Genomic DNA, 24,902 nt, shown 5'->3' on the forward strand with positions numbered 1-24,902 from the left:
CGCCCTAGAATGGCCTGAGCAGCCGTTGAACGCTGTTAACCGCCTGCTCAGGCCACCACTCCTCAACGCCCGGCGGGAGCCGGTACATGCACGCGCGTACCGACCGAGCGGGCCGAGAACTCGGGGGCGTAGAAACACTGGATCGTAGCAACCCCACTCGCATAATCGCCGGTATGTACCACCCGCAGGCCATATTCGAACACGTGGGTGCCGGTTGGCAGGCGGTCCAGGTAGAAGTCCGTGCTGGCGTCGCGGGGGGCTTCGTAGTAACCCAGTCCATTCTGATACCGGTAGCCCGACAAAACGGCCCTGGCGCCGTCGGCGGCTGGTTCGAAACCCGACGCGCGGCTGTCTTTCAGGTGTACATACTGCATATCCCGATCGGTACGCACTTCGAGCCGAACCCGTAGCCGATCGCCGGGTTTTAGGGCGGTTTTGTCGGTGACGAGCGTGCTGACGGGGCCGGCCGGGCTGTCGCGTTCCAGAAACAGCTGCTTCGTTACGGTCAGGTTGCCCATGGCGGCTTTAATGGCCGACGAGGGCGTTACGCGGTCGAGAGGTTCGAAGTGCTGGTAATAGATACCGCCCCAGGCCGGGCCGCTGCCGGTTTTGCTCACGGTGATTACGCCCAGCTCCGGTTTGATCTCGGCAGGCTGGTACGTTACTTTCTGGTAACCCACCGGCCCCGCTGCGGCCACATCGACCGGCCGGCCACCCACCCGCAGCTCCGTTGTGGCCTGGGTGTTCAGCCAGTCGTCACCGTTGAGCAGCAGGGCATAGATGGCCTCGGTGGTGGCTTTGGTGCTTGGCCAGGCCTGCGTCCGCTTCTGGCTCAGCAGCCATTGTTTCATGGCATTCACCGATTGGGTATCGTTCAGAATCTCCTGAAACGCTTCGATCAGCAATGCCTGCGTTTCGATGGGTGCCTGCTGCCAGGCATAGCCCGGTTTGTTGGCGGGCCAGTACATACCCAGCTCGTCGGACTGCGCAGCCCGTTCGCCGAGCGACTTCAGGATAGCTACCGGGGTTTGACGATCGCCCAGCCGGTGCAGCGCCAGCGCCGTCAGGGCCTGCTCCTGAATAGCCATTGTCTGCCAGTTTTTCGTGATGTGGTTCTGCATGTACTCCCGAACGGCCTTGTCGGCCATAGGTTGAGCCGGGTAGAACGACCGGGCATATAGGTACTGAACAGCCCAGAACGTATCGTAACCAGCCTGTTTCCGCTGTTTGTGTATCTGCACCCACTGCCGGGCGGTTTCGTCGACGAAGGGCAGGGCCCGCGTTTGCAGGTCGGTAGCCAGCTGCTGCTGATTTTCGGGCAGGGTAACCCCCAACCGGGCCAGGTGACCGAAACCCGCCAGCAGATGCAGCGAAACGGTTCGGTCGATGGGCATACCCGCAAACCAGACGAAGCCGCCGTTAGTGGCCTGCAACAGCTGGAGTTTCCGCAGGGCCTGTTCCTGCCCGGCCAGCAGATTATCTGCCTGCAAAAACCGGCCGATCTGCGCCTGTTGGCGGGTCTGGTCGCGGGCGTCGCGTCGCCAGGGGGTTTCGTCGAGGGTGACGCTTTTCAGCTCGGGGTTCGTTTCGAGCGGGTTGGCCGGTGCTTTTTTGGCCCAGGCGTTGGCTACGGCCCGGATGTCGGGGCGGGCGCTGACGATGTGGCTGGCCAGCGCATTGGCGTAGAACCGGCTGAACAGCTGCTCGGCACACTCGTAGGGAAACTCGTTCAGGTACGGCAGACTCTGCAGGGCGGTCCAGACCGGATTGCTGGTCAGCTCGACCGTCAGCCGCTCGGCCGACAGCGGCAACTCGGGCGAGTGACTGGCCAGCGCATTCAGCCGCACCTCTTTTTTACCTCCTCCGTTCACGTAGAAGGGCTGGCTGTCTAGCACGAGCATCCGGTTGGGCAGCACGGGAACGGTTCGCTCTTCGGCATCGGTAAAGTCGCCGGCCGAGGCCGATACGCGAAAAGTTATATTCTCCAGCCCCGGCGGCACGATGACCGTCCAGGCTACGGCTGCGCTCAGTCCTTTGGCGGCCGTAAACGCCTGATCGGGCGAGACCCGGCCCGGCCCGAAGAGGACGGTGGTGAGCAACTGGCCGGTAACGGGGTCGACGGCGTCGATACGGGCCGTGCCGCTGAGCACTTTGTCGGACAGGTTGTTGATGCGGGCGGTTAGCCGGAGCGTGTCGCCCTCGCGCAGAAAGCGGGGCAGGTTACCCGTGATCATCAGTTCTTTCTGCGTCACGACGGTACGCTCGAACGAGCCGGTTTTCAGGTCGGGCGTATGCGCAAACGCCAGCAGCCGCCAGCGCGTGAGGGCTTCGGGCATGGTGAAGCTGAGCAGCACCCGGCCCTGCGCATCGGTCTGTAGTTTCGGGAAGAAGAACGCCGTTTCGCTGAAGTTACGGCGCGGTGAAACCGACGGACTGGTGTTGGTCGATTTCGGCGTTTCGGCGGCTACCGCTTCGCGTAACTCCACCACATTATCACTGGCCGCTTCCATCGTCGCTACCTTAGCCACGGCTCCACTTAACGACTTGCGGGGTGCCACTGCCCGGCCGTATCCTACAGAAACACTTTGCTGCAACGCCCGCGACGACGAGAGCCCATCTACGCCGAAGCCAGCCAGCGCGTCGTACCGGCGTCCGCTTGGCTGTCGGTTCCGATAGTCGTACCAGAACCGATTACTGGCAACAGTTTTGAAATTAGCTGGTAACCAATACAGTCCGGCGTCGTGGAACAGAATTGGGCTTTCCGGACCGCTGGGCCAGTCGAGCGGCACGAACGCATCCAGCGATGCATCATACAGGGTAGCCACCAGTTCTGACAGCACCTGTTCGTTACCCGGCCCGCTGATCCGGAGCGTCCACTGCTCGGCCTGCCCGGGTTTGAGCAAATCGCGGAACGTCAGGGTTTCGATCCGCAGCCTTCGGTCGGGTTTCGACAGGGTGATGGATTTGTCTACATCCAGCTTGCGGCCGTTCTGCACCCTGGTGAACCATACGGAAATTCCGTTCTGGTAGTCGCTGGTGATGGGTACCTCAACCCGGGTGGGTTCGTCGGTCAGTTTGAGCCAGCGCTCCTCCCGAATTACCCCCCTGTTTGCTACCCGCATCAGCACCGGGCCGGGGCCGCCCCCCAGCAGAAAAGCTACTGACTGGCCGGGTTTGCTCTCGGTGTGCAGCGCCTTCACCCAGCCGTCGGGCCGGGCCATAACGAACGGCTGGGCCTCGGTCGTAATGGTAACGTACTGCGTCAGGGTGGCGCTCTCACCAGCCGCATCGGTTACGCGGAGATCGGCGGCATAGATACCGGCCGGGTAGCGGCTCAGGGCCAGCTTCAGCATGTCGGTCTGGTTGATCGACACCGTTTCGACCGCAGCGCCTTTGGGCCAGTTGGTCAGCTTGTCCTCATCGGCATAGACATCGGCCGGAAACAGTTTTTTGAAGGCCTCCCGACTCAGCGCATATCGGTCGGGGGCTTCCCACAGGCGTTTGCGCAGGGGTTGCCGGGGCGGAGTCAGGGGCGACAGGGTTAGCTGACCGCTTACGGGTACGCGCTCGCCCCCGGCGTTGGTCACGCGGATCGATACGGACTGGTCGCGGTTGTCGAGCTGCGGGGGCAGGTTGAGCGTAGCCGTCAGGGCCGAGTATCCAATCGAGAGCCTTTGCTGGGTCGAACGGGTTTCGCCGGTCGCGTCGGTGACGTCGATGGTGACGACGAAGTTGAACGTCGGGTTGGTCTGTCGACCGATGAGCGAGTCGGGCTGGGCCACGAACGTAAGCGACACCGCGCCAGTGGCATCGGTCGTAAGCGTACCGTTGGCAATTTCGGTTTCAGGCCCGACTGGCAGGCTCTGGCGGCCGTCCGGCAGGTAGTTGCTCCACTCCCACCAGATCCAGCGCGGTTTAAGTTGCCGCGTAACCCGGTAGCGTACCGAAGCGCCATCGACGACTGCTCCTGCAAAGGTTTTAGCCGTAGCCGTTACCGCTACCGGCTGCCCCAGTTTGTAGCTGCCTTTGAGCGGGGCGGCTTTTACCTCGAATGTCGGGCGTTTGTATTCTTCGACCCGAACGCTGGTCTGGCTGTTTTCGACCCGGATGCTCATGTCGCCCGTCAGCCGACCGGTTGGTGCCGTAAACTGCCCGTCTACCGTACCGAAGGCGTTGCTGGTCAGCGTCAGTGAGGATACCGTTTCGCCATTTACATCGACCAGCGTGGCCTGTGTCTGCGTGCCTGCCGCTACCCGATAGTCATCGGTTTTGCCTTTGTACAGTACGCCCTTGAAAAAGATCGGCTGTCCGGGTCGGTAGATGGCCCGGTCGGTGAAGAGCAGCGCCCGGATCTCGTCCTCGTCGGTGTTCGATTCGGTTCGCTGGTAGCCGGGCCAGTATACGGGTTCGGTATCGATGGTATCGAGTCGGGTAACGATCCGGAACCGGTAACTACGGTCGCCCGCTGCAACCTTGTCGGGTATGACCAGCCCGCCCATAGCGTCGGTACGCATGGTGTTGAGCCGCCGATGCTCCTGGTAATTGTTGACATACACCTGCTCGAACAGTTCGACCCGCGCGTTAGGCAGGGGCTGGCCCGTTTGCCGGTTCAGCACGTACAGCTTGGGATCACGCGTGTAATGATTGTCGACATCGTCGAACTGGCCCGACCTGCTTGGTTTGAACGGCACCGGCCGATACCCGATCAGGTACCCGATATTGGTTACGTGAAGCCGCGTGTAGGTCAGCAGCTCACTGGCCTCCGACATATCGGGTTTATTGGCAACTAGCACCACATAATGCCCCAGCGACAGGGCAGGCAGGGCTATTTCGGTCCGGTGCGACTGCAGATCGCCATCGTCGGGCAGGCTGACCGAGCCCTGGTGCAGAACGGGCCGTTTCAGGTACTGCCGCGCCAGCCCTTTGCCGTCGTCGGGATTGCGCCGGCGGTCCACCCGGTTCTGATCATCGACACTGGTTTGAACCAGGCGATAATAGAGGGTTGGCACGTTCTGGTACGTCACCGACGCCCGGATGGGTTGGTTAGGCGCGTTACCTTCTTCGACCTGCATACTGACCAGCGGGGTTCTGAGCTGGTCGAGCAGCAGCCGCAGGTTATTAATTTCGGGCGTAGTCTGGGGGAATCGTTTAAGCAGATCGGCCGACAGTTCGGCCGCCCGCCGTCGCCAGCCACCGGTCGGGCGCTGGTTGCTCAGCTCGCCCCATAACGTAACCAGCGCCAGCCCGTAGAACGGCTCGGCCGGCTGGTTACGAATGGTTTTGATCCGCTGCTCCAGCGCCTGCTGGTAGCGAAGGTCTTTGTTGGGTAGGGTGCTGTACTGATGCACGAACGCCAGCCGGGCGGCATCGACTACCGCCAGCGGCAACGGATTGGCATCGGCCTCATGAAACGCCATCAGGCGCTGGTAGCCCTGCAAGGCCCGGAATCGCAGCGAGAGCGTATCGGAGCTGGTGAGCGGTGTTTTCAGAAACGTGGCCGCATCGGCAAGATAGGCCGGTTGGTCCAGCGCGAACCGGTTGGCCGGCCGGATGATATCGGGTTCTGTGTTCCGGTAAAAGGCCAGCGCCCGATGCGCCAGAAAGTCGTAAAGCGTTGGCCGCAGCAACCGCGACTCCGCATCGCCTTTCTCAATGACCAGATCGAAAGCCGAAACGGGTGTTTTCCGGAGCAGATCGAGCGGCTTCAGCGACGCTTCGTAGGCCGTAACGGATTCGGCCACCAGCCGACGCAGATCCCAGGTGCGGGGGTCGGCCGACGCCTGATCGTCGGTTCGGCGGTTCTGAAACTTCCAGCGGTTTCGCTCATAGTACTGCCAGTACGTTTCGGCCAGAATCGATTGCAGCACATTCCGGGCGGGCGCGGGCGAATCGGCCACGTCGCGCCGGAGCGACTCGATCAGTTCGGCATGGACATCCTCGGTCGAGTAGGGCTGGTGGGACAGCCGGTACATGGCCGCTTTCACCACCTGCGGGTGGTTTCGGTCGGCTCTGGCGCGGGTATAAATCCGGTTAACGATCTCGAGTGCCGATTTGGGCAGGCCTTTTTTCAGGAGTGAATCGGCCTGTTTCCAATCTTGGGCAAAGGTCGGATCGGGTCTATTTTTCTGGGCCGTGGCCGATAAGGCGCTCAGCAACAGCAATACGGTGAAGAAACGGTTCATAGTTTGTTGGCCTGTGGGATTCGTACCCGATGAGATGAAGGTACGCGGACATTTCCACACGCGGTGTAGCTAGGATACCGTTTCGAGCTAAAGGGTTTAATTGCCTACTGCTTTACCACCCGCCGAACCTCCGTCCGGTCGCCCACCCGAATCCGGAGCAGGTAAACCCCCGTCGGGAACGGGCTCAGATCGACTTCGCGCGCGAAAGCCCCAAACGAACGCCCCGCCGACTCATCCAGCACTGGTCGTCCCGACGCGTCGATCAGCTGGAGCGTTACGGCCGGGCCGCCTTCCCACTGGCCGCTGATGCGCAGGTAGCTGCTGGTTGGGTTGGGGTAGACCGATACCGAGAGCGGAAGCGCCGGTTCGCTGGCGGTCAGGATGGTTACCGTAATGACAGCCGTGCCGCTGGCGATACCCGTACCACACTGGCCGTTCGAAACCCCCGCCAGCCGGTACGTAACCGTGGTATCGGGCCGAATCCGAATGCGGTAGGGCGACTGGCCGGTCGTAACGGTCTGGCTGCCGCCCGGCCCGCTCACCGTAAAACTCCAGGGGGCGCTGCCGGTCAGGGCCACGCTTACCCCCGCCGAGTCTCCCTTGATGACACTGGCCGTGCCGGTCAGCGATGCGGTAGGCAGAGCCCGGACTACCAGCCTGGGGCCGCTGTTGACCAGCGTCAGGGCCGGCGACGTCGCTTCGACGTGCAGGGAGTACGAGCCCGCTTTCTGCACCTTCGGAACCGGCAGAGTCAGCTGGCCCTGAACGGCCGTTGTTTCGGTGAGCCGGGTTAGCTGGCCGGTACTGTCGCGCAGGGAGAACACAAATCGGTTGTCGGCCGCCAGCTCCCCCACCCGCTCGTAACCAACGGTCCAGGAACTACCAGCGCACAGCAGGCTGTCGGTAGCGGTCAGTCCGCGCAGCCCGGGTTTGTAGCTCACCCGCACCTGCCCCGAAGCCGTACCGTACCCGCAAACGTTGTATACGCGCTGAATAGTAAACATACTGGCGGCCGTGGTGCTGGCGGGCGCCACGAACAGGCTCCCGTTGGCAAACCCGTCGAGCAGCTGATTATCGCTCAGCCGCACCGAAAACACATCGCGGGCTTTACTGGCCACCTTCAGTTCAGCGCTGGTCTGATTGGGTTCCAGCTGAACGGCGGTCTGGCCGTCGGGCGTAGTCAGGGTAACGTTGGGCGCGCTTCGCACGGTTATCGGGTTGGCCGTAGGCAGGCTGGTCAGGGTCAGGCTGCTGGTTCTGGCAACCACCCGCAGAAACAGGTTTTTCCCGATCATGGCCGTATCTACCGTTACCCGCAGGCTGGGCAGCAGCCCGGCGGTTGGCAGGTCGCGGTAGGTTCCGGTGGCGCTGTCGGTAGCGGCCTGTACAACCAGCGTGGCGCTGTCCGGAACGCGCCCGGCCGTTACGATGGGGACGGGTAGCTCGTTGCCAAGGCAGGCGTGACTGTTTACCGTTCCAATCTGCATCAGGAACGGCTGTACGGTCAGAGCTACGGTATTACTGGCTGGCGCCGTGCTACAGCCGTCGGTCAGACTTTTGAGGTAATACGTGGCCGATGTCTGCGGAAACCGCTTCAGCGATACGAAGGTGGCGTTGGTCTGGCCTTTTGTGCCGTCGGAGAGTTCGTAGCGGAACGGCGGCTGCCCCTGAAAACCAAGCACCAGCTCGGCCGACGCGCCCGGCAGGACTACGGTCGTAACGCCGTCGGTATAGCCCGCCCGTCGATCGTCGGGGGTGATGGCCAGGGTTGCTTTCGGGGCAAACTCGGATACGTAGAAGCCCGTCTCGTTGCTGACCACGCCCGAGTCGGTAGCCACCAGCCGCAGCTTGTAGAAACTGGCCTCCTGCGGCACCCGGAACTGAAGCGTATCGGCCGCCGTACGAACCGTATCGACATAATTGCCGTAGAATGTACCAAGACCGTCAGACAGTTCGAGCCGGAACCGGTTGGCGGCCGTATAGGTACCCGACAGACCGAAACTTACCCGCAGCAGGCTACCCGGGCAATAAAGGCTGTCGGGTCGTTTCAGGTACAGCACCCGCTCATCGGGCTGGCGAACGTTGATCGTTACCTGCCCCTCGGTGGTGCCGACGCCACAGCTGTTGCGAACAGACCGAACGGTATAGGTCGTGGTTTTGTCGACAAACAGGTCGAAGCGAGCCACCTGGGTGTAGAAATCCTCGTCGGTTTTTACGCGTCGGGTGGTACTGTCAGACAGGGTAATCTCGTAATCGCGCCCGCCCGTTACCGTAACCTGGAAGTTAATGCCCTGAGGTTTGTCCAGCTCGGTACTGAAATTAGCCGGCAAGATGGCTCTGGGCACCGTACCGACATGAACCAGCCGGTTATGCACGACGCCAAACTGCGCCTGTTCGGCCCCGTCGGGGTAGCGAACCTGCACCGCATAAACGCCCGAATAAATATCGCCCTGCCCGGGGCCGGGCAGCACAACCGTCATCACCCGGTTTCGGATGCTGAGGACCGTACCGTAGCCGGTATACGAGCCCAGGTTACCGGTGGCGCTGGTGGGTGGTCCGATCAGAAACGCCCAGGCCGCCGGACTGGCCCCCAGCGCGGCCGAGTCGACCGACAGATACGCCCGGATGGTATCGCCCCCGCAAAATCGGTAGCTCGACAGCGAGTCGATCCGCACACTGGGCTGCACCGTAACCACCGCCGAGCCGCTGATGGTCCCCGCCGTGCCGCAGCCCGACGTCAGTCCGGTAACCCGGTAGGTGGTGGTGGTGTCAGGAAACAGGCTGACCGATCGGAATATGGTCCGTTCCAGCCCCTCGGTCGGGACCTGACTTCCATCGCTCAGGTTGATGGAGATCGGGCCAATGCCGGTTACATCGAGCGTAACAACGGCTGGTTCGCCCCGGCGGATAGTGGTTGACCCGCGCAGGTTGACAATCGGTACCGGGTTGATGTTGATGGCCCCAGCGTAGGTACCGACTGCGCCTGCCGTCCGTAGCCGCAGCCGGTACGAACCCGGCACCAGCGTATCCGGTACGGTTAGCCGGAGGGGGCTGGCGGTGCCGCTTACGGGAATGCTCACAACGGCCGCGCTAACCCGGTTGATGAGGTCAGCCGTAACGACGCCGGTAGCCGAGAGCGGTTTTTCGGCCGAGAAATAAATCTGTAAGGAACCGCCGGGGCAGAGCGCCTGGGTCGATAGCTGGGTGATTAACAGGCCGGTTGTGTCGGCAGCTGGCTTGACAAGACTGTCCTGTGGCACAGCTATGGTCGGGAGTTTGACCATGCCAATCGCTTGTATCGAGAGGTTTACTCGTTGCAGCCCGGGCGCCAAAGCCGCCGGATGAGCCTGTGTGGTAACACACAGTAACCCAACCAGCAACCACAGTCCGCTGCAAACTTGTAAAAAATTTTTCATTTTGAATAAAGCGAATACCTGTAAAAGGAATTTACACCAAATATTACACCAAAAAGTAACTTGGGGCAATATATTATGATAAAATCTCTATTAAGGTAACACCCAACTCAAAATCGATACGCTATTCCGAAATGTACCTGAGTAAGCGGCAGCCCGACTGTACAGCCCGGTCGGTCCGGACATGCCAGACCGGCCGGACTGCAACGGCTATTGCCTGAGCAGAAAGGCCGTCAGATCAGCCAGTTGCTGGCTAGAAAGGCCCATCGCTTTTGGGTCGGGCATGAGGCTTGTCTTGTACTGTCGGCGCGAGTAGACCTGATCGGTTGGAACCGTATGTTTTTGTCCCGTCACCCCTTTCACGACGACCGACTGCTCCCCATCGCTGACCAGGAACCCGTAGTAAGTCTGCCCTTTTTTGGTCGTGATGAGCCAGGGCTCGTAGCCAAACGCAATCCCGGCGCTGGGGTTCACAATGGCGTCGAGCAGGGCGTTTTTGTCGAATTTCTGATGAATCTGGGTAAGTTCGGGGCCCACATCGTTGCCCTGCTGTTTGTAACGATGGCAGGTCGAGCAGTTGTTTTTGAAGACCGTCAGCCCGGATCTGGCGTCGCCGGTCAGCATGGCGATCTGCGTAATCGATTCGCTACTGGCCGGACTGGCCGACGGCGCACTGGCTACCGACGAAACCGGGCTGGCGGTCTCTACGGGGGCGGCTGGTTTAGGCGCAGACCGGCGGCTGAAGTATTCCTTCGCCATGGTTCGTACGCTCTGGTCGGGGTTTTTCAGGATGGCGTCGGCTACGTAGGTACGCAGGTTGTCGGGCAGTTTTTTGTCAGCGGCCAGACCGACTAGTATCTGCCCACCGGCCGCCGTACGGGCCATTTCCATCGCTACTTTCCGCTTTTCGGCATCGCTCTTGTACTCATCCAGCAGGATTTGCCGCTTCGCTAGCATCTTCTGCTCATCGGCCGATTGTTTCACCGGCATCACCTCGTCCCAGTTCAGCAGCGAGGCCCAGTCGTTACCGCGCCGGAAGCCCGTCCAGTACCGGGCCTGGTCGGCTACGTCTTTCTCCGGCGATTTGGTCAGCTCAACCATGGTCAGGGCCGCCGACTTGTCGTTAATGAACCCGAGTGCCGTAATGGCCTGCCGTCGGGAGTCGGCGGTAAGGGTCTGGGCTTCGGCGCGTTTTTTCAGCAGGGGGACCGACGAGGCCGGATGCAGCTCCCAGACCAGGCTGGCTACGCGCTGATCCCACCGTGTAGGGTCCTGGGGCAGGGTCGGACGGAGATCCGCAAACAGGGCTTCTTCTTTTCCGCCAGCGGCTATACCGAGGGCATGCAGGTAGTAACGATCCTGCCCGTCGTAGCCTTTGACCAGGTTCAGGAGTATGAAGCGGCAATCGGTATAGGGCACATCCCGGATGGCGATGGCCACCTCGCGCCGAACAGCCGCGCTGGGGTCGAGCGCCAGGTTACCCAGTAGCGGCAGCAACGCCCGCTGCGAGGTAGTCAGGCCCGGATTGGACCTGGAATTTTCGGGGGTGATGCTGCGCAGGGCCCGGATGGCGGCTATCCGCATGGGTGCATCGGCCGCTTTCAGAAGCCGTTCGACCTCAAACTGTCCTTCGGAGCCCAGGTGCGCCATCATAAAAATAGCCCGCGCCCGATGGTACGGATTGCCCGACGACAGCAGGGCTTTTACCGGTTCGATTACATCGTCGCCCTGTTGTTTGAGCGCTTCGAAACCGAGCATCCGTACGTTCACGGCCGGGCTGAGTAGCGCGGCAATCTGCCCCTGGGTGGTGCGTAAATCGAGCCGGGGCGCTCTCAGCCGACGCCCGCGCGGAGTTATCCGATAGATACGCCCGTAGCCCTGCTGGTCCTGCATCTGATGACCACCCACAACGGGGTCGTACCAGTCGGCAATGTAAAGAGCCCCGTCGGTACCCACAGCTATATCGCTGGGGCGGAACCACTTGCGGGTATCGCTGGTCTTATCGTTCCATTTGTAGTTCTCATCTACCTTCGGGAAGGTGCTGATGAAGTCGGTGCGGGGCAGGCGGTACCCGGCTCCCCAGACGTCGGGTTTGTAGCTGAATATCACATTCCGGCCCGCTTCGGCGCTTAGCAGCATGCCCCGGTAGGCAGGGCCCAGTTCGTCGCCTTCGTACACGACTACCCCCGTGGGCGAGCCCGCGCCGGTAATGTCGCCCACGGGCATCACGCCGGGGTCGTCCTGGTGCCAGTGGGCGGTCTGAATCGACTGATCGGGTCGCTGGTCGCCCTGCCAGTAGCGGGTGCCGTCGCTGCTGAAGTAGCCGGCATTGCCTCCTTCCATCAGCCAGCTCGTTCGGCAGGCCACCACCTGGTCGTCGTTATCGTTCTGCCACATGTTGCCGTACGAGTCGAGGGCGGTTTCGTAGTTGTTGCGAAAGTTGTGCCCCATCACCTTCAGGCCCGAGCCATCGGGGTTGATGCGCAGGGCCAGCCCGCCCACCCAGACGCGACCATCGTCGCTAACCTGATTGCCGTGGTTGATTTTGTTATAAGGCGTGCCACCAACGTAGAGGCTTCCCGAGCGGAGTGTCCAGCCGTCTTTGTCGGTGACCACGTGCGGTCCGGCATTTCCCGTGTTGAAGTAATACTTGCCATCGGGGCCGGCCACCAGGGCGTGGAGCGCATGGTCATGGTCGAGGCCGCCGAAGCCGGTCAGCAGCACCTCTTTGCGGTCGGGTTTATCGTCGCCGTTTTCGTCGGTGTATACCACCAGGCTGGGCGCGCAGGAGACAATAACCTTATTGCCGATGACCGCAATGCCGAGGGGCGATACCAGGTCCGGATCGGTCACGAACACCTTACTCGCGTCGGCCTTGCCGTCGCCATTGGTATCTTCCAGGATGATGACGCGCTCACCTTCGGGGTGGTTCAGGCGCTGGTCGGCTTTGTTGTTAAACTTCCGGTAGTTGACCGCTTCGGTAACCCACACCCGGCCCCGGGCGTCGATATCCATGTTGGTCGGATTGTAAAACATCGGCGATTCGGCCCACAGCGTCGCTTCGAGGTCGTCGGGCAGGTACAGTCGGCTCGAATCGTCGCCCACCACAACGCTATGCTGCCGGCTGGGTTCGGCCGACGGAACCACAGTCGTTGTCAATTTCGGCTGAACAACCGGCGTCGCTACGGTCAGAAAACCCGCGACCAGCACAACCGGAAAAAGAGATTCGGAAAACGTTATTTTCATACGTACGTTAAGATTCAAATCAAAAAACCGCGACCGCCCGACAGGCGCATCTCAGGCGCATCGCCCTAAACCATCGCGCAGACAACGTAACCATCCGGATAGGTAGAGACGCGATCGCACCGGCGCCCCGGCCATCGCGTCTCATACGCGTCAGCAACAATTCCTTCCCCGGTAGGCAACACAATACCATCCGGACAGGTAGAGACGCGATCGCACCGGCGCACCGGCCATCGCGTCTCATACGCGTCAGCAACAATTCCTTCCCCGGTATACCATCCGGACAAGAGACGCGAAGGCCGGGGCGCCGGTGCGGTCGCGTCTCTACGGCTAGCCGAACAGGGTTCGGACGGTTCGGTTGTTTTCGATGTAGCTGGCCAGGATCGGCTGCCCTTTCGGGATGGCTCCTTCGATCTGAAGCCAGCCCGTGTAGCCGATCTCGTCGAGTGTCTGGCGAACCTTCACCAGATCGATTTTGCCTTTGCCCAGCAGGAAGCCGTTCTCTTTCAGGTGTACTTCGCAGATCAGGTCGGTACCCAGCTCGCGCATCTCCCTGAAAATGTCGTAGCCCTCTACCGTTGCGTTGCAGACATCATAATACACTTTTACCGCCGGTGACCCCACAGCGTCGATCAGCGCCCGATGATCCGGCGCCGATAGCCACGACTCGATGCCCAGCGTTACGCCGGCTTTCTCCGCTTTGGGAGCTACTGCTTTCAGTTTATCGATAACTACCTGTTGACCTTTTTTGTCATTACGCAGATCATTATTCGAAAAAAAAGCCAATAATACGTTTTTGACCCCCAACGCCCGGGCCACGTCGATACTATCCTGCACCCAGGCATCGGTTCGGGGATCTGACTTGTACGGAATGGTGTTCAGTAGACCAATGGCCAGCCCACCGAAGCCAACGCCGGCCTGCCGGGCGGCTTCTTTATACGCTTGCAGAACCTCGGGTTTGCGGAGATGATCGTGGTCGGCGACCGTGTTGAGGCTAACCTGCACGCCGTCGAGACCGATCTGACGAGCCACGGCGAAGGCGTCGATAGCCCCTGCCGAACCGATCGACCAGTCGCAGGCACCAATGTTGAAGCGGCTGGTCGTTGCCAGCGCAGGACAGGCCAGCGCGGCTACGCCAAGGCCCAGAGAATAACGCAGCGCATCACGACGATTCATGAAGAAAAAATCATATAGGGTAAGGGATATCAAATATACGTAGTTCCGCCAATCTGCCTGACAGCCAGACAATGCCCTCAGGCGCGATAATTGTATAAGAGAGCAGGGCGGCTAACTTACCGCTTTGAAAGGTGTACAAAAAATTTTATCTGACTTCCAACCGTTTGCTAAAGCAGCGGGTCTTTGGAATTGTCAGCGTTGATATGCAGGATGAATATGCATTAGTCGAAGGGTGCCGTCGGCAGGACCGGATTGTACAGCGACAGCTCTATGAGCGGTTTGCCGGGAAGCTCTTTGTCGTATGCAAACGGTACATTAAGGACCCTGACGAGGCCGAAGACGTGTTGCAGGATGCGTTCGTGAAAGTGTTTCGGCACATCGACTCGTTCCGGTTCGAGTGTCCGCTGGAGGCCTGGCTGAAGCGGATCGTTATCAATACGGCGCTTAAGCACATCCGGAAACAAAAACCCTGGGAGCATGCGGCCGACGTGCAGGAGCTGGCTCCTGTTCTACCCCAGGCCGACCAGAGTCTGCCGACGCTGAACTATAAATACCTGCTGGAACTGATTCAGGAATTACCGCCGGGCTGCCGGGCGGTATTTAATCTATATGCCATTGAGGGTTACAACCATCCGGAAATTGCCGACATGCTCGACATTGCCGAGGGCACCTCAAAATCACAGTACGCCCGGGCCCGGAGCCTTCTTCAACAGAAACTACAACAGGATGGCCGAACTGCCGAAGGCCGGCCAATCTGAATGAACAACAACATAGATAATGAGTGACGAACGAAACATACCGGACGATCTGTGGCGGAAGGTCTTCGACGAGGCCGACGACGCACCCCCCCCCCGCGTGTGGGATGCTATCGAACGGCGTTTGGACGAGTCCGACAAAACCGGCATCGTCCCGCTCTGGGGGGCAGGACCGGTCCTGTCGCGGCCGTTTGGCTGGGCCGCTGGCCTGGCAGCCGCCGTGGCGCTGCTACTAGTGGGCTGGTGGGTCATGCCTACCGAACAAAGCCGCCAGTCTGTCGCCACCCGGCAGTCGGCGGCTCCGGCTAACCCGACTACGCAGCCCGACCGCCAGCAACCAGGTCAGCCGTCTGTTGTCGGTTCGGCAACGGATGGTATGGCATCGACCAGCGCGCCCGCCAGTTCGCCCGTTGGGGCCGAGCAGCCTTCGTTGTCAGCCGCGTCTGAACCGAGCCCAACGGGATCGGTCAGCGGTCGTCGATTGTCCCGTCAGATGCCGACGCTGGCGTTGAACAGACCGCAGCGATCCACTCAATCTGCCCGGTCGGCCTCGGCCGTTTCCGCTACAGAAACGACTAATCCAGAGTCGGCGGCAGGTCCAGTGGCTACCGGCGCTACCCCACCGACTCTGGCCCTGACAGCGAGTCCGATGCCCGCCAACGCGTTTGACCGTCAGTCGACCATCCTGTCCGCCAACTCCGCAACGGCTGACCAGCTGACTTCGGCCAACTACGATCGGCTCGAAGGCCGGGGGCTGAAGCTTCGCGGTCCGGGCGCGATTCAGCGGATTGTCTGGTTCCGGCCCGCCGACCCGGCTGACGACATGCCGCTCGAGCAAACCACGAAACGGTCGGAGCGGTCGTTATGGGCGTCGGTCAGTGTGATGCCGGGCGCCTTCGACCCGGCCGTATCGACGCAGATCCCATCGGTCGTGCGGATGTCGGGCGTGGCTGCCAGCGCGACCTCGCCAACGGTATCGAGCCGGGCCAACTTCTCGATAGCCTACCAGGCTGCGGCCGGGGTTCAGCTCACCGAACACTGGTCGCTGGAGTCGGGCGTCGGGTACCTGGCCGGCCGGTCGACGGTCGACAGCCCCCGTCCGGCTAACGTCTACAGTTTGCAGATGGTCAACAATACCAGCAGTGCGGCCACCGTGGCCGGTACCAGTTCGCTCTATACCGATCTGCTGCGGAGCCAGCTGGGCCAGCCCTCGGTCACCAAAAACGGCAGCACCGCTCAGTTCGCCTACGACAACCTGATGAGCGCCAACCGGGCGGCCGATCCGAACAACTACGATATCCGCAACAGCCAGGCCGTTACCAACGACTATCAGTACATTCAGGTACCGATGCAGGTCGGTTACCAGCTCCGGCCGCGCAAGCGGCTGAGTATGGCCCTGCTGGGTGGTCTGCTCACTAACATCTTTGTCCGGAACACCGTAGCCGACGAACTGGTTATAACAGCAAAAGACGGTCTATACCGCCCCGTGTCGCTGGCGGCCACGATGGGAGCCCGGTTCCGCTACCGCCCGTCGCAGCGCTGGTCGGCCTCGGTAGCGGGGGTTTATCAGCCCTCGCTGAGTCCCGGTACGCCGGTCGACTCGCCCATACAGACCCGGCCAACCTCGACCGGTATGACGTTTGGTGTCGATTATCATTTCTGAACTGAGCCATGATCAAGCTACTTATAACCGCGTTTATGTCGGCGCTCCTGTTCGGTCAGTGTTCGAGCGTAGCGGAGCAGCCGCTTACCGATACGGCCCCGATCACGATCCGGACAGGCACCTCGTTTGGCATGTGCGTAGGCAACAGCTGCCGTAAAGATTATGTCTTCAACGGCACCAGCGTTACCCTTACCCAGGGTGGTACCCGTACGCAAACCCAGACGCCCGACAAGACCTGCGAACGAACCATCAGCGCGGCCGACTGGACTACCCTGCGCGCAGCCGCGGCCGACCTCGATGCGTTTCGCAAACAGCCGAACGTGATCGGCTGCCCCGATTGTGCCGACGGTGGGGCCGAATACATCGAGCTGCAACAAAACGACAGTCGCCATCGCGTTACCTTTCCGTTTGGCAAGACTATTCCGGGGTTCGAGCCGCTGGTCAACGCCCTCCGGCAGCAACGCGAGGCTTTCAGCGACTGTCCGTAAGTGTGAACCTGGCCGGTATCGGGTTGATCAGTACCCAATCGGATGCCTGCCCCTGACCCCTGTTAGCTATGAAAACGACCTCATTCTCAACACTTGCCCTGGCCATGGCTGGCTTTGTGCTGCTGGGGATTGGCTGTACCGATTCAACGCTGGCCCCCGATACCCAGAATCAGACGGGCCAGCTGAAAGTACCGGCCGCCTTTGCGGATCAAACAAACCGCTTTGCCTTCGATTTTGCCAAACGCATAAGCCAGAAAGAAGGAGCCGCCACGAATACGTTCGTATCGCCCCTGAGCCTGCATATGGCCCTGGGTATGATCCTGAACGGTGCCAACGGACAAACGGCTCAGGAGATCCAGAAAACGCTGAACCTCGATGCGCAGACGCTCAGCGAGGCCAACGCTACCTACCAGAACCTGATCGAAAACCTGCCTACCGTTGACCCTAGGGTGACGCTGGCGCTGGCCAACTCGGTCTGGAGCCGAAATACGTTTCCCGTCGAACCCTCGTTCCAGAATCTGCTGAAGCAGTCGTTCAGGGCTGAGATACAGGCCGAGGACTTTACCAGTCCGGCTACCGTAGGCAAGATCAACGGCTGGGCCAGTCAGAAAACCAACGGCCGGATTCCGAAGGTGATCGACCAGATTTCGGATCAGGATGTGCTGTTTCTGATGAATGCGCTGTACTTCAAAGGCGACTGGAAAACGGAGTTCAAGCCGGACCAGACCATCGATGCGCCCTTTACGCTGACATCGGGCGGTCAGCGTACCGTTCGGATGATGCGGCTTAACACCACCCTGCGCCGGGCCTTCAAACCAACCTATACGGCGTTTGAGCTGCCCTACGGCGCCGGCAATTACGCCATGACGGTTTTGCTACCCAGCCAGAACACCTCCGCCGATGCCCTGATTCAGTCGCTGAACGGCGCCAGCTGGACCAGCCTCCAGAGCGAACTGACCAGCGGCACTATCGACATTGGCCTGCCCAAGTTCACCCTCAGCTACGAAATCAAGCTGAACGATGTCTTGACGGCGATGGGTATGCCAACCGCCTTTACGGATCGGGCCGACTTTACGAAGATAAACGCCAACGGCGGGCTGCTGCTGAGCTTTGTTAAACAGAATACGTTTGTGGCAGTTGATGAAAAAGGCACGGAAGCTGCAGCCGTCACGACCGGTGGCATCTCAGTCACGTCTGCGCCCCTGTCGTATCTTTGCGACCGGCCGTTCGTATTCGTCATTCACGAGAAAACGAGCGGCACCGTACTCTTCGTCGGCAAAATAGCCGACCCGACCCAAACGGCTCCCTAACCGGGGGCATACCGCATGAAATCGCTTCTCCTTCTGTCGTTAACCTGGCTGCTGATCGGCGCCTGCCAACGGGGTGAACACGTACTGCCCGAGAACGTGGCCCAACTGGTAGGCACCTGGCAACTCCGCGAACCGGCGTCGCCCTATCCGGTAACGTTACAGCTGGCGCTCGATACAGCCAACCCACCCGACGACGTGACGCCCTTTCTGACGAGCGGTAAGTCGGCGGTGAATACCTACTCGGGCCGGATGTCGGCTGCGCTGGACGGGATGATGATCGTTACGCGGCTGAGTACTACCGAGATGGCGGGGTCGACCGATGCCATGCAGTTTGAAGACGTGTATTTCAAGAACCTGAAGTCCGTAGTTCGTTTCGACATCACCAGCACCAACCGGCTCCGGCTGTACTTCGGTACTCCGCAGCCGGGCGTGCTGGAGTTTGACAAAACACAATAGCCATGAAAGCGCTGGTATTGGTATGCCTCGCAGCTCTGACCATGTCATTTTCGGGCTGTGAGCGCAACACAGACACCGTAGTCCCCGCCAACGCGGAACAGCTGACCGGCAACTGGACGCTGCTTGAGGCCGACTATCCGGTAACGCTCCTGATCGAGCGCGGCATGCAAACCTGGGAACGGGAACCCGACAAGGCATTCCGGCTGTCGGGCGAGTCGTCAGTCAACCTGTATACGACAACTCTGACGTACAAAGACCCCGCTGCTGCCGACATAACGATAGGTCCCGTTTCCAGCACCAAACGCGCCGGACCGCCCGAAGCGCTGGCGTTCGAGCTGACCTATTTCAATCGCCTTCAGGCGGTTACGCGTTACGAACTGACCAGCCAAAACCGGCTGCGGCTGTTCTATACGCAGGATAACGAACGTGGGGTACTGGTGTACGAAAAACGCTGATCGGTATGAAACTGACACGCCTGAGTTTGTTCATGCTCGGTACGCTTTTGGCCTGTACGCAGACGAAGAGTACTGACCCGATTGACAGCCAGCTGCCGGGTATCTGGGCGCTGGTTCGGACCACCTATGGCTTAACCCAGTTGAGCGTTACTCCTGCGCAGACTGGCCGCTCCGAAACGCTGACCTTCACTGCCGATGGCACATACCGGCGGGTAATCAGCGGCACCAGTCCGCAACCCGATCAGAGTGGTCGGTATTATACGGGTAACAACCCCGGCAGCACCGCCGAGAAGCAAGCCATTTTTTACCCGGACGAACAGACCGCCCAGCCCTATTCGTTCCGGGATGGCCATCTGTTTCTGTACGAACGACAGCCGATAGGCGCAACCATAGCCGACGGCTCGACTTACGAGTTTAAACGACAATGATTTCTGTACTTTTTGTGTAAGATTACGATTGCCCGGCCGTAGTAAAGACAGCCGGGCAATTTATTTTTCAGTCGGTTCCAACGGTTCTATCGGGTTCAGAGTCATGGGGTTTATAAACCTGATATCCATCCCTCCTATGAAACCGAAACCTTTACTCTTCCTGTTGATCCTGCCCTGGCTGGCCATTACCAGCTGCACCGACAATTGCCGCGAGACCCGCACCTACCGGCGTTACACACCCGTTTCGTTTACCGGCTCCCAGATTCGGCAGGGCGTTGGCGTCGAAGCAGCCCGCGCGCTGGTCAAGCCCGGCAAAATCTACACGAAAGATGGCTACCTGTTCATCAACGAACTGAAAGAGGGTATCCACCTCATCGACAACCGGAACCCGTCGGCTCCCAAAACCGTCGCGTTTCTGCGCGTGCCGGGCAACGGCGACATTGCCATCCGGGACAACATTCTCTATGCTGACAGCTACATGGACCTGGTCACGTTCGACATCAGCGACCTGGCGGCCATCCGGCCCGTCAAACGCCTGGCCAATGTGTTTCCGAGCGGCATGTTTGAGGGGGGCTACTGGTCGTATAACAGCCAGAACGATATGGTCTACGATCAGAAAGTAGACTACGTAACCGAAACCATTTCGACCAACTGTGAAGAAGCGCCCGCTCCCAATGGATTCTGGCGCGGAGGGTTCATGATGTTTGCGCAGACCGCCAACTTCGATGCCACCAAAGCGACCAACACCACCAACGGCGTGGCCGGCTCAATGGCGCGGTTTGCCCTCTACGACAACTACCTGTATGCGGTCAGCAACTCCGATATGCAGCTGTTCAATATCCAGAACCCGGCCGAGCCAAAACTGGGCAATAAAATTCAGATGGGATGGGGTATCGAAACCATCTTCCCCTACAAAGACAAACTGTTCATTGGCTCGCAGTCGGGCATGTACATCTACGACAATGCCAATCCCGAAAAGCCGGTTCAGCTGTCGGTCTTTCAGCACGCCCGCGTCTGCGATCCGGTGGTCGTGAACGATAACATTGCCTACGTGACGCTACGATCGGGCACCACCTGCCAGGGGTTCACCAACCAGCTCGACGTTGTAGATATCTCGAACCTGAGCAGCCCGCGGCTGATCAAAAGTTACCCCATGCGCAATCCGCACGGGCTGGGTATCGATTACCCGAACCTGTTCATCTGCGAAGGTGCCTACGGCCTCAAATCGTTCAACGCCAGCGATCCGCTCGCCATTGACCGCAACCAGCTTCAACACCTCGAGGGTATGAACGCCTACGACGTGATTCCCATGGGCGGGGTGTCGACCAGCAAATCGCTGCTGATGATCGGTAAAGACGGCTTCTACCAGTACGACTACAGCAACCCGCGTCAGCTGCGGCTGCTGAGCCGGATTCCGGTTAGCGCTCCCTCCTATTACTAACCCCTTCCCACCATGAAGTTCATCACTGGTATAGGCCTGGCAGTCCTGATCGGGCTGCTGGGTACCCCGGCTACGGCCCAGATCGATCTACCTCGCCGACCGTTCGTCAATTATACCGAGCTGGGCGGCCTGTTTGGGCGGGTGGCCTACACCCAGACAGCTACCGGACCCGACGTAACGGTCGAGAATAAAGTCAGCTTCACGGCGCAGACGTTCAACGGCGTTCAGCTGACCAGGCAGCTGGCCGTTGGTGGCGTGGTTGGCATCGACTGGTACCGGGCAGCGCTGCTGATGCCCGTCGGGGCCGGCATCCGGTTCGATTTTGTCCGGCATCCGCGCAAAAACGTCCGTCTGTTTGGTATGGCCGATGCGGGCTACGGCTTCGCGTGGCTTCACCAGGGGTCTACCGGTTACGAAACCAACGGGGGGCTGATGCTCAATCCCGGCCTGGGTCTGCGCCTGGGCCGACCAGCCAGTTCGGCCTTTATTTTGACCGTTGGCTATAAACGTCAGTATGTTTTTGTGCAGAAGCCGATTAGCGGTGACGTAATCAGCCGGAATGAGTCCAGATTGTATAACCGCCTGACCATTCGGGCCGGTGTGTCATTTTAAAGAAACAATATCTGTAACTATGCGTTGCTTTACATAGTTGCCAGCAACTAGCATCACTACTCGACAAATATGAAAAAGTTTATAATGGCAGTATGTGGCCTCGCGCTTTTCGCTACAGGTTATCAGTATACGCGCCGACAGGCGGCTTTTATGGCCGCTCACACCAATCCGATTCAGGCTACGTATAATGACGTTAGTTCGACAACGGCCCCACCTGAACAGTTACGAAATACGCTGACGTTCCGGCTCATCAAACCATCCTGATTGGTTGAAGTAGCCGGTATATCCCCGACCCTCTAAGAGCTTGTTTAGGGAAGACACGTACTGATTATAGTAGGCTCGAAGGGCATCCCTTTTACCCCCAGCCGTCTCTTTTGAGCTTGTTTGGAGAGGATATTTGCGGACGTTAATCGGCTCCAATGGCGGCTGAGTTACACCCCATAATTAGCTGCATAAAAAAAGGGAGAACCGCTGTGGTTCTCCCTTTTTTTATAGGAATGGCTTGATGACTTAGGCCATGGCAAACTTGTTCTGATTCCGTTTGCGCTCGTTCTCGTCTAGGAAGATCTTGCGAATCCGCATCGACTTCGGCGTCACTTCCAGGTACTCATCTTTCTGGATGTACTCCATCGATTCTTCCAGCGACAGGGCGATTTTCGGCGCGATCTTCACGTTCGTGTCCGAACCCGACGCGCGCATGTTGGTCAGCTGCTTGGCGGTTTGTACGTTCACCACGATATCGTTCTGGCGGTTGTGTTCGCCGATAACCATACCGGTGTAGACTTCGTCGCCCGGCTCGATGAAGAACACACCCCGATCCTGGAGTTTGTCGATCGAATAAGCCGTGGCGGTACCGCTGGTCATCGAAATCAGCGAGCCGTTGATCCGCTCGGGGATAGGCCCTTTAAACTCCTGATATTCCTTGAACCGGTGCGACATAACGGCTTCCCCGTAGGTAGCGGTCAGCACGTTGGAACGCAGCCCGATCAGCCCCCGCGATGGGATGTCGAACTCCAGGTGTTGCAGGTCGCCTTTCGGCTCCATGATCAGCAGTTCGCCTTTCCGTTGCGTAGCCAGCTCGATTACTTTACCGGCGGTTTCTTCGGGAACATCAACGACCAGCGTCTCGATCGGCTCCAGTTTCTGACCGTTTTCGTCTTCTTTGTACAGCACCTGTGGCTGACCGACCTGTAGTTCGTACCCTTCGCGACGCATGGTCTCGATCAGGACTGACAGGTGAAGAATACCCCGACCATAGACCAGGAAGCGGTCTTCGCTGTCGGTGGGTTCAACGCGCAGGGCCAGGTTCTTCTCGATCTCCTTGTACAGGCGGTCGCGCAGGTGACGCGAGGTCACGAACTTACCTTCCTTACCGAAGAAGGGCGAGTTATTGATCGTGAAGAGCATGTTCATCGTCGGCTCATCGACCGAGATGCGAGTCAGCGCTTCGGGGTTTTCGATATCGGTCAGCGTATCGCCAATCTCGAACTCTTCCAGACCCGTTACAGCGCAGATGTCTCCGCAGGCTACTTCCGTAGCTTTCAGTTTACCAAGTCCTTCAAACGTCTGAAGTTCTTTGATTTTCACTTTCTTGATCGTACCATCTGCTTTTGCCAGGGCCATGTTGGCGCCTTCTTTCAGCGTACCGCGATGCACCCGGCCGATGGCAATCCGACCTACGAAGGCCGAATAGTCGAGCGAGGTAATCTGCATCTGGGGCAGACCTTCGTTCATCGGTGCTGCCGGAATGGTGTCAACGATGGTGTCGAGCAGGTAGGTAATGTTGTCGGTCGGCGTTTTCCAGTCCGGTCCCATCCACCCCTGTTTCGACGAGCCGTAAACGGTCGGGAAGTCGAGCTGGTCTTCGGTAGCGCCCAGGTTGAACATCAGGTCGAACACCTGCTCGTGAACCTCGTCGGGCCGGCAGTTTTCTTTGTCGACTTTGTTAACGATCACGATTGGTTTGAGACCAAGCGCCAGCGCCTTGCCCAGTACGAAGCGCGTTTGCGGCATCGGCCCTTCAAAGGCATCGACCAGCAGACAAACGCCGTCGGCCATTTTCAGCACGCGCTCTACCTCACCGCCGAAGTCGCTGTGGCCCGGGGTATCGATGATGTTGATCTTAACGTCTTTGTACCGCACCGATACGTTCTTGGAAACGATGGTGATACCCCGTTCGCGTTCGAGATCGTTGTTATCGAGAATCAGGTCGCCAAATTCCTGATTGTCCCGAAAGAGCTTCGACGCGTGAATAATTTTGTCGACCAGTGTCGTTTTGCCGTGGTCAACGTGGGCAATGATGGCTATATTGCGGATGGATTGCATACTCCTCTATTTCAAACCGCAAAGATACGAAAAAGTAAGCTGATAAACAGATTTTTACAATTTATTAATGTCATTTGAGCGAATAAGGGCCTGTCTCTCTTTTTATTGTTCTATTTTACTATTTTTATAGATTATACCAGTACGTCAACTCCGGGCAGGTGAACCAGTCTCATCACTCTGGCACCAGCCGATCTCGTTTCAGCTGCCCCAAAAAGCCAATTGCATCAACAAGTTCCATCAGACCAGGGCGGCCAGCCACTCGTTGACTCTCAACACCCGGAATTTACGGAACAGGCGCGGTAGTCTCGATAAGCTTTTCACGAAGCAGATCATCCAGAAACTGCACTAACTCCTGCTGACACACCACGGCGTCGACCTCGAACTCATCGAGCAATTTTTCCCGAATCTGCCCGACTGTCATCCCCTTGTTGGCCTGAAGCAGCGACCAGATAAACCCACCCATTTCGTTCAGCTCGTAATACATACCGGCCTCGTACTGCAAAACGATGGTTTCTTCGCCAAGAACAGACGATGACTGGTTCGACACGAGTTGAACAGGGGTATCCGGATGTAAGAACATTTTCGTAAGAAAGAGGAAAAGTCCAGGTGGGTGCGGCCGGTAGTACGGTTATCCAAATGAGCCGAACCCATCGACATTGGACCCTACTTTCAGGGTTAGTTTTTTGACGTTTCCCAGTGTTTTCAGCTTGGGTGTTTTGTACGCTTTTTTGGGCGACCCGCCGGGCGGCCTGGTTTCTTTTGGATGCATATAACTATAAGTGGCTGACAGACTGCTGCCTGGGTGCTCGTTTTCCAGACTCGTCCAGCGCGCCGGTGATGACGTACAGCGCCGACAAGCGTTGTTGCAACCGGATCATTCGGACTATCCAGAAAGCGATCAGCTTCGGCAGTCGGGTAGGCGTATATCGTGTCGATCCAGACGCAACAGCACTGA

17 protein-coding genes are annotated in these 24,902 nt (G+C 59.1%); 10 read left to right on the forward strand and 7 right to left on the reverse strand.

The window, feature by feature from the left end:
- Positions 1-62: 62 nt before the first annotated feature.
- From B1C80_RS26280 to B1C80_RS26295, 4 genes are all read right to left on the reverse strand, one after another.
- Complete coding sequence (locus B1C80_RS26280) at positions 63-6,182, reverse strand: alpha-2-macroglobulin (protein WP_077924181.1); 6,120 nt, start codon at positions 6,180-6,182, stop codon at positions 63-65.
- A 104-nt stretch (positions 6,183-6,286) separates the two neighbouring features.
- Complete coding sequence (locus B1C80_RS26285; RefSeq protein ID WP_161492823.1) at positions 6,287-9,442, reverse strand: T9SS type A sorting domain-containing protein; 3,156 nt, start codon at positions 9,440-9,442, stop codon at positions 6,287-6,289.
- Positions 9,443-9,805: 363 nt separating this feature from the next.
- Positions 9,806-12,841, reverse strand: a complete 3,036-nt coding sequence (locus B1C80_RS26290) for a PVC-type heme-binding CxxCH protein (RefSeq protein ID WP_077924183.1) — start codon at positions 12,839-12,841, stop codon at positions 9,806-9,808.
- 327 nt (positions 12,842-13,168) lie between these two features.
- The gene (locus tag B1C80_RS26295) at positions 13,169-14,014 is read right to left on the reverse strand and encodes a sugar phosphate isomerase/epimerase (RefSeq protein ID WP_077924184.1); all 846 of its coding nucleotides are present in this window, start codon (positions 14,012-14,014) and stop codon (positions 13,169-13,171) included.
- A 203-nt stretch (positions 14,015-14,217) separates the two neighbouring features.
- On the opposite strand from B1C80_RS26295, the gene B1C80_RS26300 reads away from it, so the two are divergent.
- The 10 genes from B1C80_RS26300 to B1C80_RS28245 all read left to right on the forward strand — a co-directional run bounded on the left by B1C80_RS26300 (position 14,218) and on the right by B1C80_RS28245 (position 21,886).
- Positions 14,218-14,772, forward strand: coding sequence for an RNA polymerase sigma factor (locus B1C80_RS26300; protein ID WP_077924229.1), 555 nt, complete (start codon positions 14,218-14,220; stop codon positions 14,770-14,772).
- Between the two features lie 19 nt (positions 14,773-14,791).
- Positions 14,792-16,432 carry a hypothetical protein gene (locus tag B1C80_RS26305; protein WP_077924185.1) on the forward strand — a complete coding sequence of 547 codons (1,641 nt, stop codon included), beginning with the start codon at positions 14,792-14,794 and terminating at the stop codon, positions 16,430-16,432.
- A gap of 8 nt (positions 16,433-16,440) precedes the next feature.
- A complete protein-coding gene (locus B1C80_RS26310; RefSeq protein WP_236648933.1) occupies positions 16,441-16,920 on the forward strand; it encodes a hypothetical protein in 480 nt (159 codons plus the stop codon).
- A gap of 68 nt (positions 16,921-16,988) precedes the next feature.
- On the forward strand, positions 16,989-18,230 hold the full coding sequence (locus B1C80_RS26315; RefSeq protein ID WP_077924186.1) for a serpin family protein: 1,242 nt from the start codon (positions 16,989-16,991) through the stop codon (positions 18,228-18,230).
- Positions 18,231-18,245: 15 nt separating this feature from the next.
- Positions 18,246-18,686 carry an META domain-containing protein gene (locus tag B1C80_RS26320; RefSeq protein ID WP_077924187.1) on the forward strand — a complete coding sequence of 147 codons (441 nt, stop codon included), beginning with the start codon at positions 18,246-18,248 and terminating at the stop codon, positions 18,684-18,686.
- A gap of 2 nt (positions 18,687-18,688) precedes the next feature.
- Positions 18,689-19,141, forward strand: a complete 453-nt coding sequence (locus B1C80_RS26325) for an META domain-containing protein (protein WP_077924188.1) — start codon at positions 18,689-18,691, stop codon at positions 19,139-19,141.
- A gap of 5 nt (positions 19,142-19,146) precedes the next feature.
- A complete protein-coding gene (locus tag B1C80_RS26330; RefSeq protein WP_077924189.1) occupies positions 19,147-19,569 on the forward strand; it encodes a hypothetical protein in 423 nt (140 codons plus the stop codon).
- A 136-nt stretch (positions 19,570-19,705) separates the two neighbouring features.
- Positions 19,706-21,010 carry an LVIVD repeat-containing protein gene (locus B1C80_RS26335; RefSeq protein ID WP_077924190.1) on the forward strand — a complete coding sequence of 435 codons (1,305 nt, stop codon included), beginning with the start codon at positions 19,706-19,708 and terminating at the stop codon, positions 21,008-21,010.
- Between the two features lie 12 nt (positions 21,011-21,022).
- Positions 21,023-21,622 carry a hypothetical protein gene (locus B1C80_RS26340; protein WP_077924191.1) on the forward strand — a complete coding sequence of 200 codons (600 nt, stop codon included), beginning with the start codon at positions 21,023-21,025 and terminating at the stop codon, positions 21,620-21,622.
- A gap of 69 nt (positions 21,623-21,691) precedes the next feature.
- Positions 21,692-21,886, forward strand: a complete 195-nt coding sequence (locus B1C80_RS28245; RefSeq protein WP_129603049.1) for a hypothetical protein — start codon at positions 21,692-21,694, stop codon at positions 21,884-21,886.
- A 246-nt stretch (positions 21,887-22,132) separates the two neighbouring features.
- Here the strand turns inward: B1C80_RS28245 and typA are convergent, their stop codons facing one another.
- The 3 genes from typA to B1C80_RS28590 form a co-directional block, all read right to left on the reverse strand.
- Complete coding sequence (gene typA / locus B1C80_RS26345) at positions 22,133-23,947, reverse strand: translational GTPase TypA (RefSeq protein WP_077924192.1); 1,815 nt, start codon at positions 23,945-23,947, stop codon at positions 22,133-22,135.
- 283 nt (positions 23,948-24,230) lie between these two features.
- Positions 24,231-24,527, reverse strand: a complete 297-nt coding sequence (locus B1C80_RS26350; RefSeq protein WP_077924193.1) for a PqqD family peptide modification chaperone — start codon at positions 24,525-24,527, stop codon at positions 24,231-24,233.
- A 48-nt stretch (positions 24,528-24,575) separates the two neighbouring features.
- Positions 24,576-24,716: a hypothetical protein gene (locus B1C80_RS28590; protein WP_165358920.1), complete on the reverse strand. Its 141-nt coding sequence runs from the start codon at positions 24,714-24,716 to the stop codon at positions 24,576-24,578.
- Between the last annotated feature and the right edge of the window lie 186 nt (positions 24,717-24,902).

This window comes from Spirosoma sp. 209, assembly GCF_002006735.1.
GTDB classification, from domain to species: domain Bacteria; phylum Bacteroidota; class Bacteroidia; order Cytophagales; family Spirosomataceae; genus Spirosoma; species Spirosoma sordidisoli.

Coding starts and splice junctions, on each gene's coding strand:
- B1C80_RS26325 (WP_077924188.1), top strand. CDS start 18,689: ATGAAAGCGCTGGTATTGGTATGCCTCGCAGCTCTGACCATGTCATTT.
- B1C80_RS26310 (WP_236648933.1), top strand. CDS start 16,441: ATGATCAAGCTACTTATAACCGCGTTTATGTCGGCGCTCCTGTTCGGT.
- B1C80_RS26340 (WP_077924191.1), top strand. CDS start 21,023: ATGAAGTTCATCACTGGTATAGGCCTGGCAGTCCTGATCGGGCTGCTG.
- B1C80_RS26300 (WP_077924229.1), top strand. CDS start 14,218: ATGCAGGATGAATATGCATTAGTCGAAGGGTGCCGTCGGCAGGACCGG.
- B1C80_RS26305 (WP_077924185.1), top strand. CDS start 14,792: ATGAGTGACGAACGAAACATACCGGACGATCTGTGGCGGAAGGTCTTC.
- B1C80_RS26280 (WP_077924181.1), bottom strand. CDS start 6,182: ATGAACCGTTTCTTCACCGTATTGCTGTTGCTGAGCGCCTTATCGGCC.
- B1C80_RS26315 (WP_077924186.1), top strand. CDS start 16,989: ATGAAAACGACCTCATTCTCAACACTTGCCCTGGCCATGGCTGGCTTT.
- B1C80_RS26330 (WP_077924189.1), top strand. CDS start 19,147: ATGAAACTGACACGCCTGAGTTTGTTCATGCTCGGTACGCTTTTGGCC.
- typA (WP_077924192.1), bottom strand. CDS start 23,947: ATGCAATCCATCCGCAATATAGCCATCATTGCCCACGTTGACCACGGC.
- B1C80_RS26295 (WP_077924184.1), bottom strand. CDS start 14,014: ATGAATCGTCGTGATGCGCTGCGTTATTCTCTGGGCCTTGGCGTAGCC.
- B1C80_RS28590 (WP_165358920.1), bottom strand. CDS start 24,716: ATGCATCCAAAAGAAACCAGGCCGCCCGGCGGGTCGCCCAAAAAAGCG.
- B1C80_RS26290 (WP_077924183.1), bottom strand. CDS start 12,841: ATGAAAATAACGTTTTCCGAATCTCTTTTTCCGGTTGTGCTGGTCGCG.
- B1C80_RS26335 (WP_077924190.1), top strand. CDS start 19,706: ATGAAACCGAAACCTTTACTCTTCCTGTTGATCCTGCCCTGGCTGGCC.
- B1C80_RS28245 (WP_129603049.1), top strand. CDS start 21,692: ATGAAAAAGTTTATAATGGCAGTATGTGGCCTCGCGCTTTTCGCTACA.
- B1C80_RS26350 (WP_077924193.1), bottom strand. CDS start 24,527: ATGTTCTTACATCCGGATACCCCTGTTCAACTCGTGTCGAACCAGTCA.
- B1C80_RS26320 (WP_077924187.1), top strand. CDS start 18,246: ATGAAATCGCTTCTCCTTCTGTCGTTAACCTGGCTGCTGATCGGCGCC.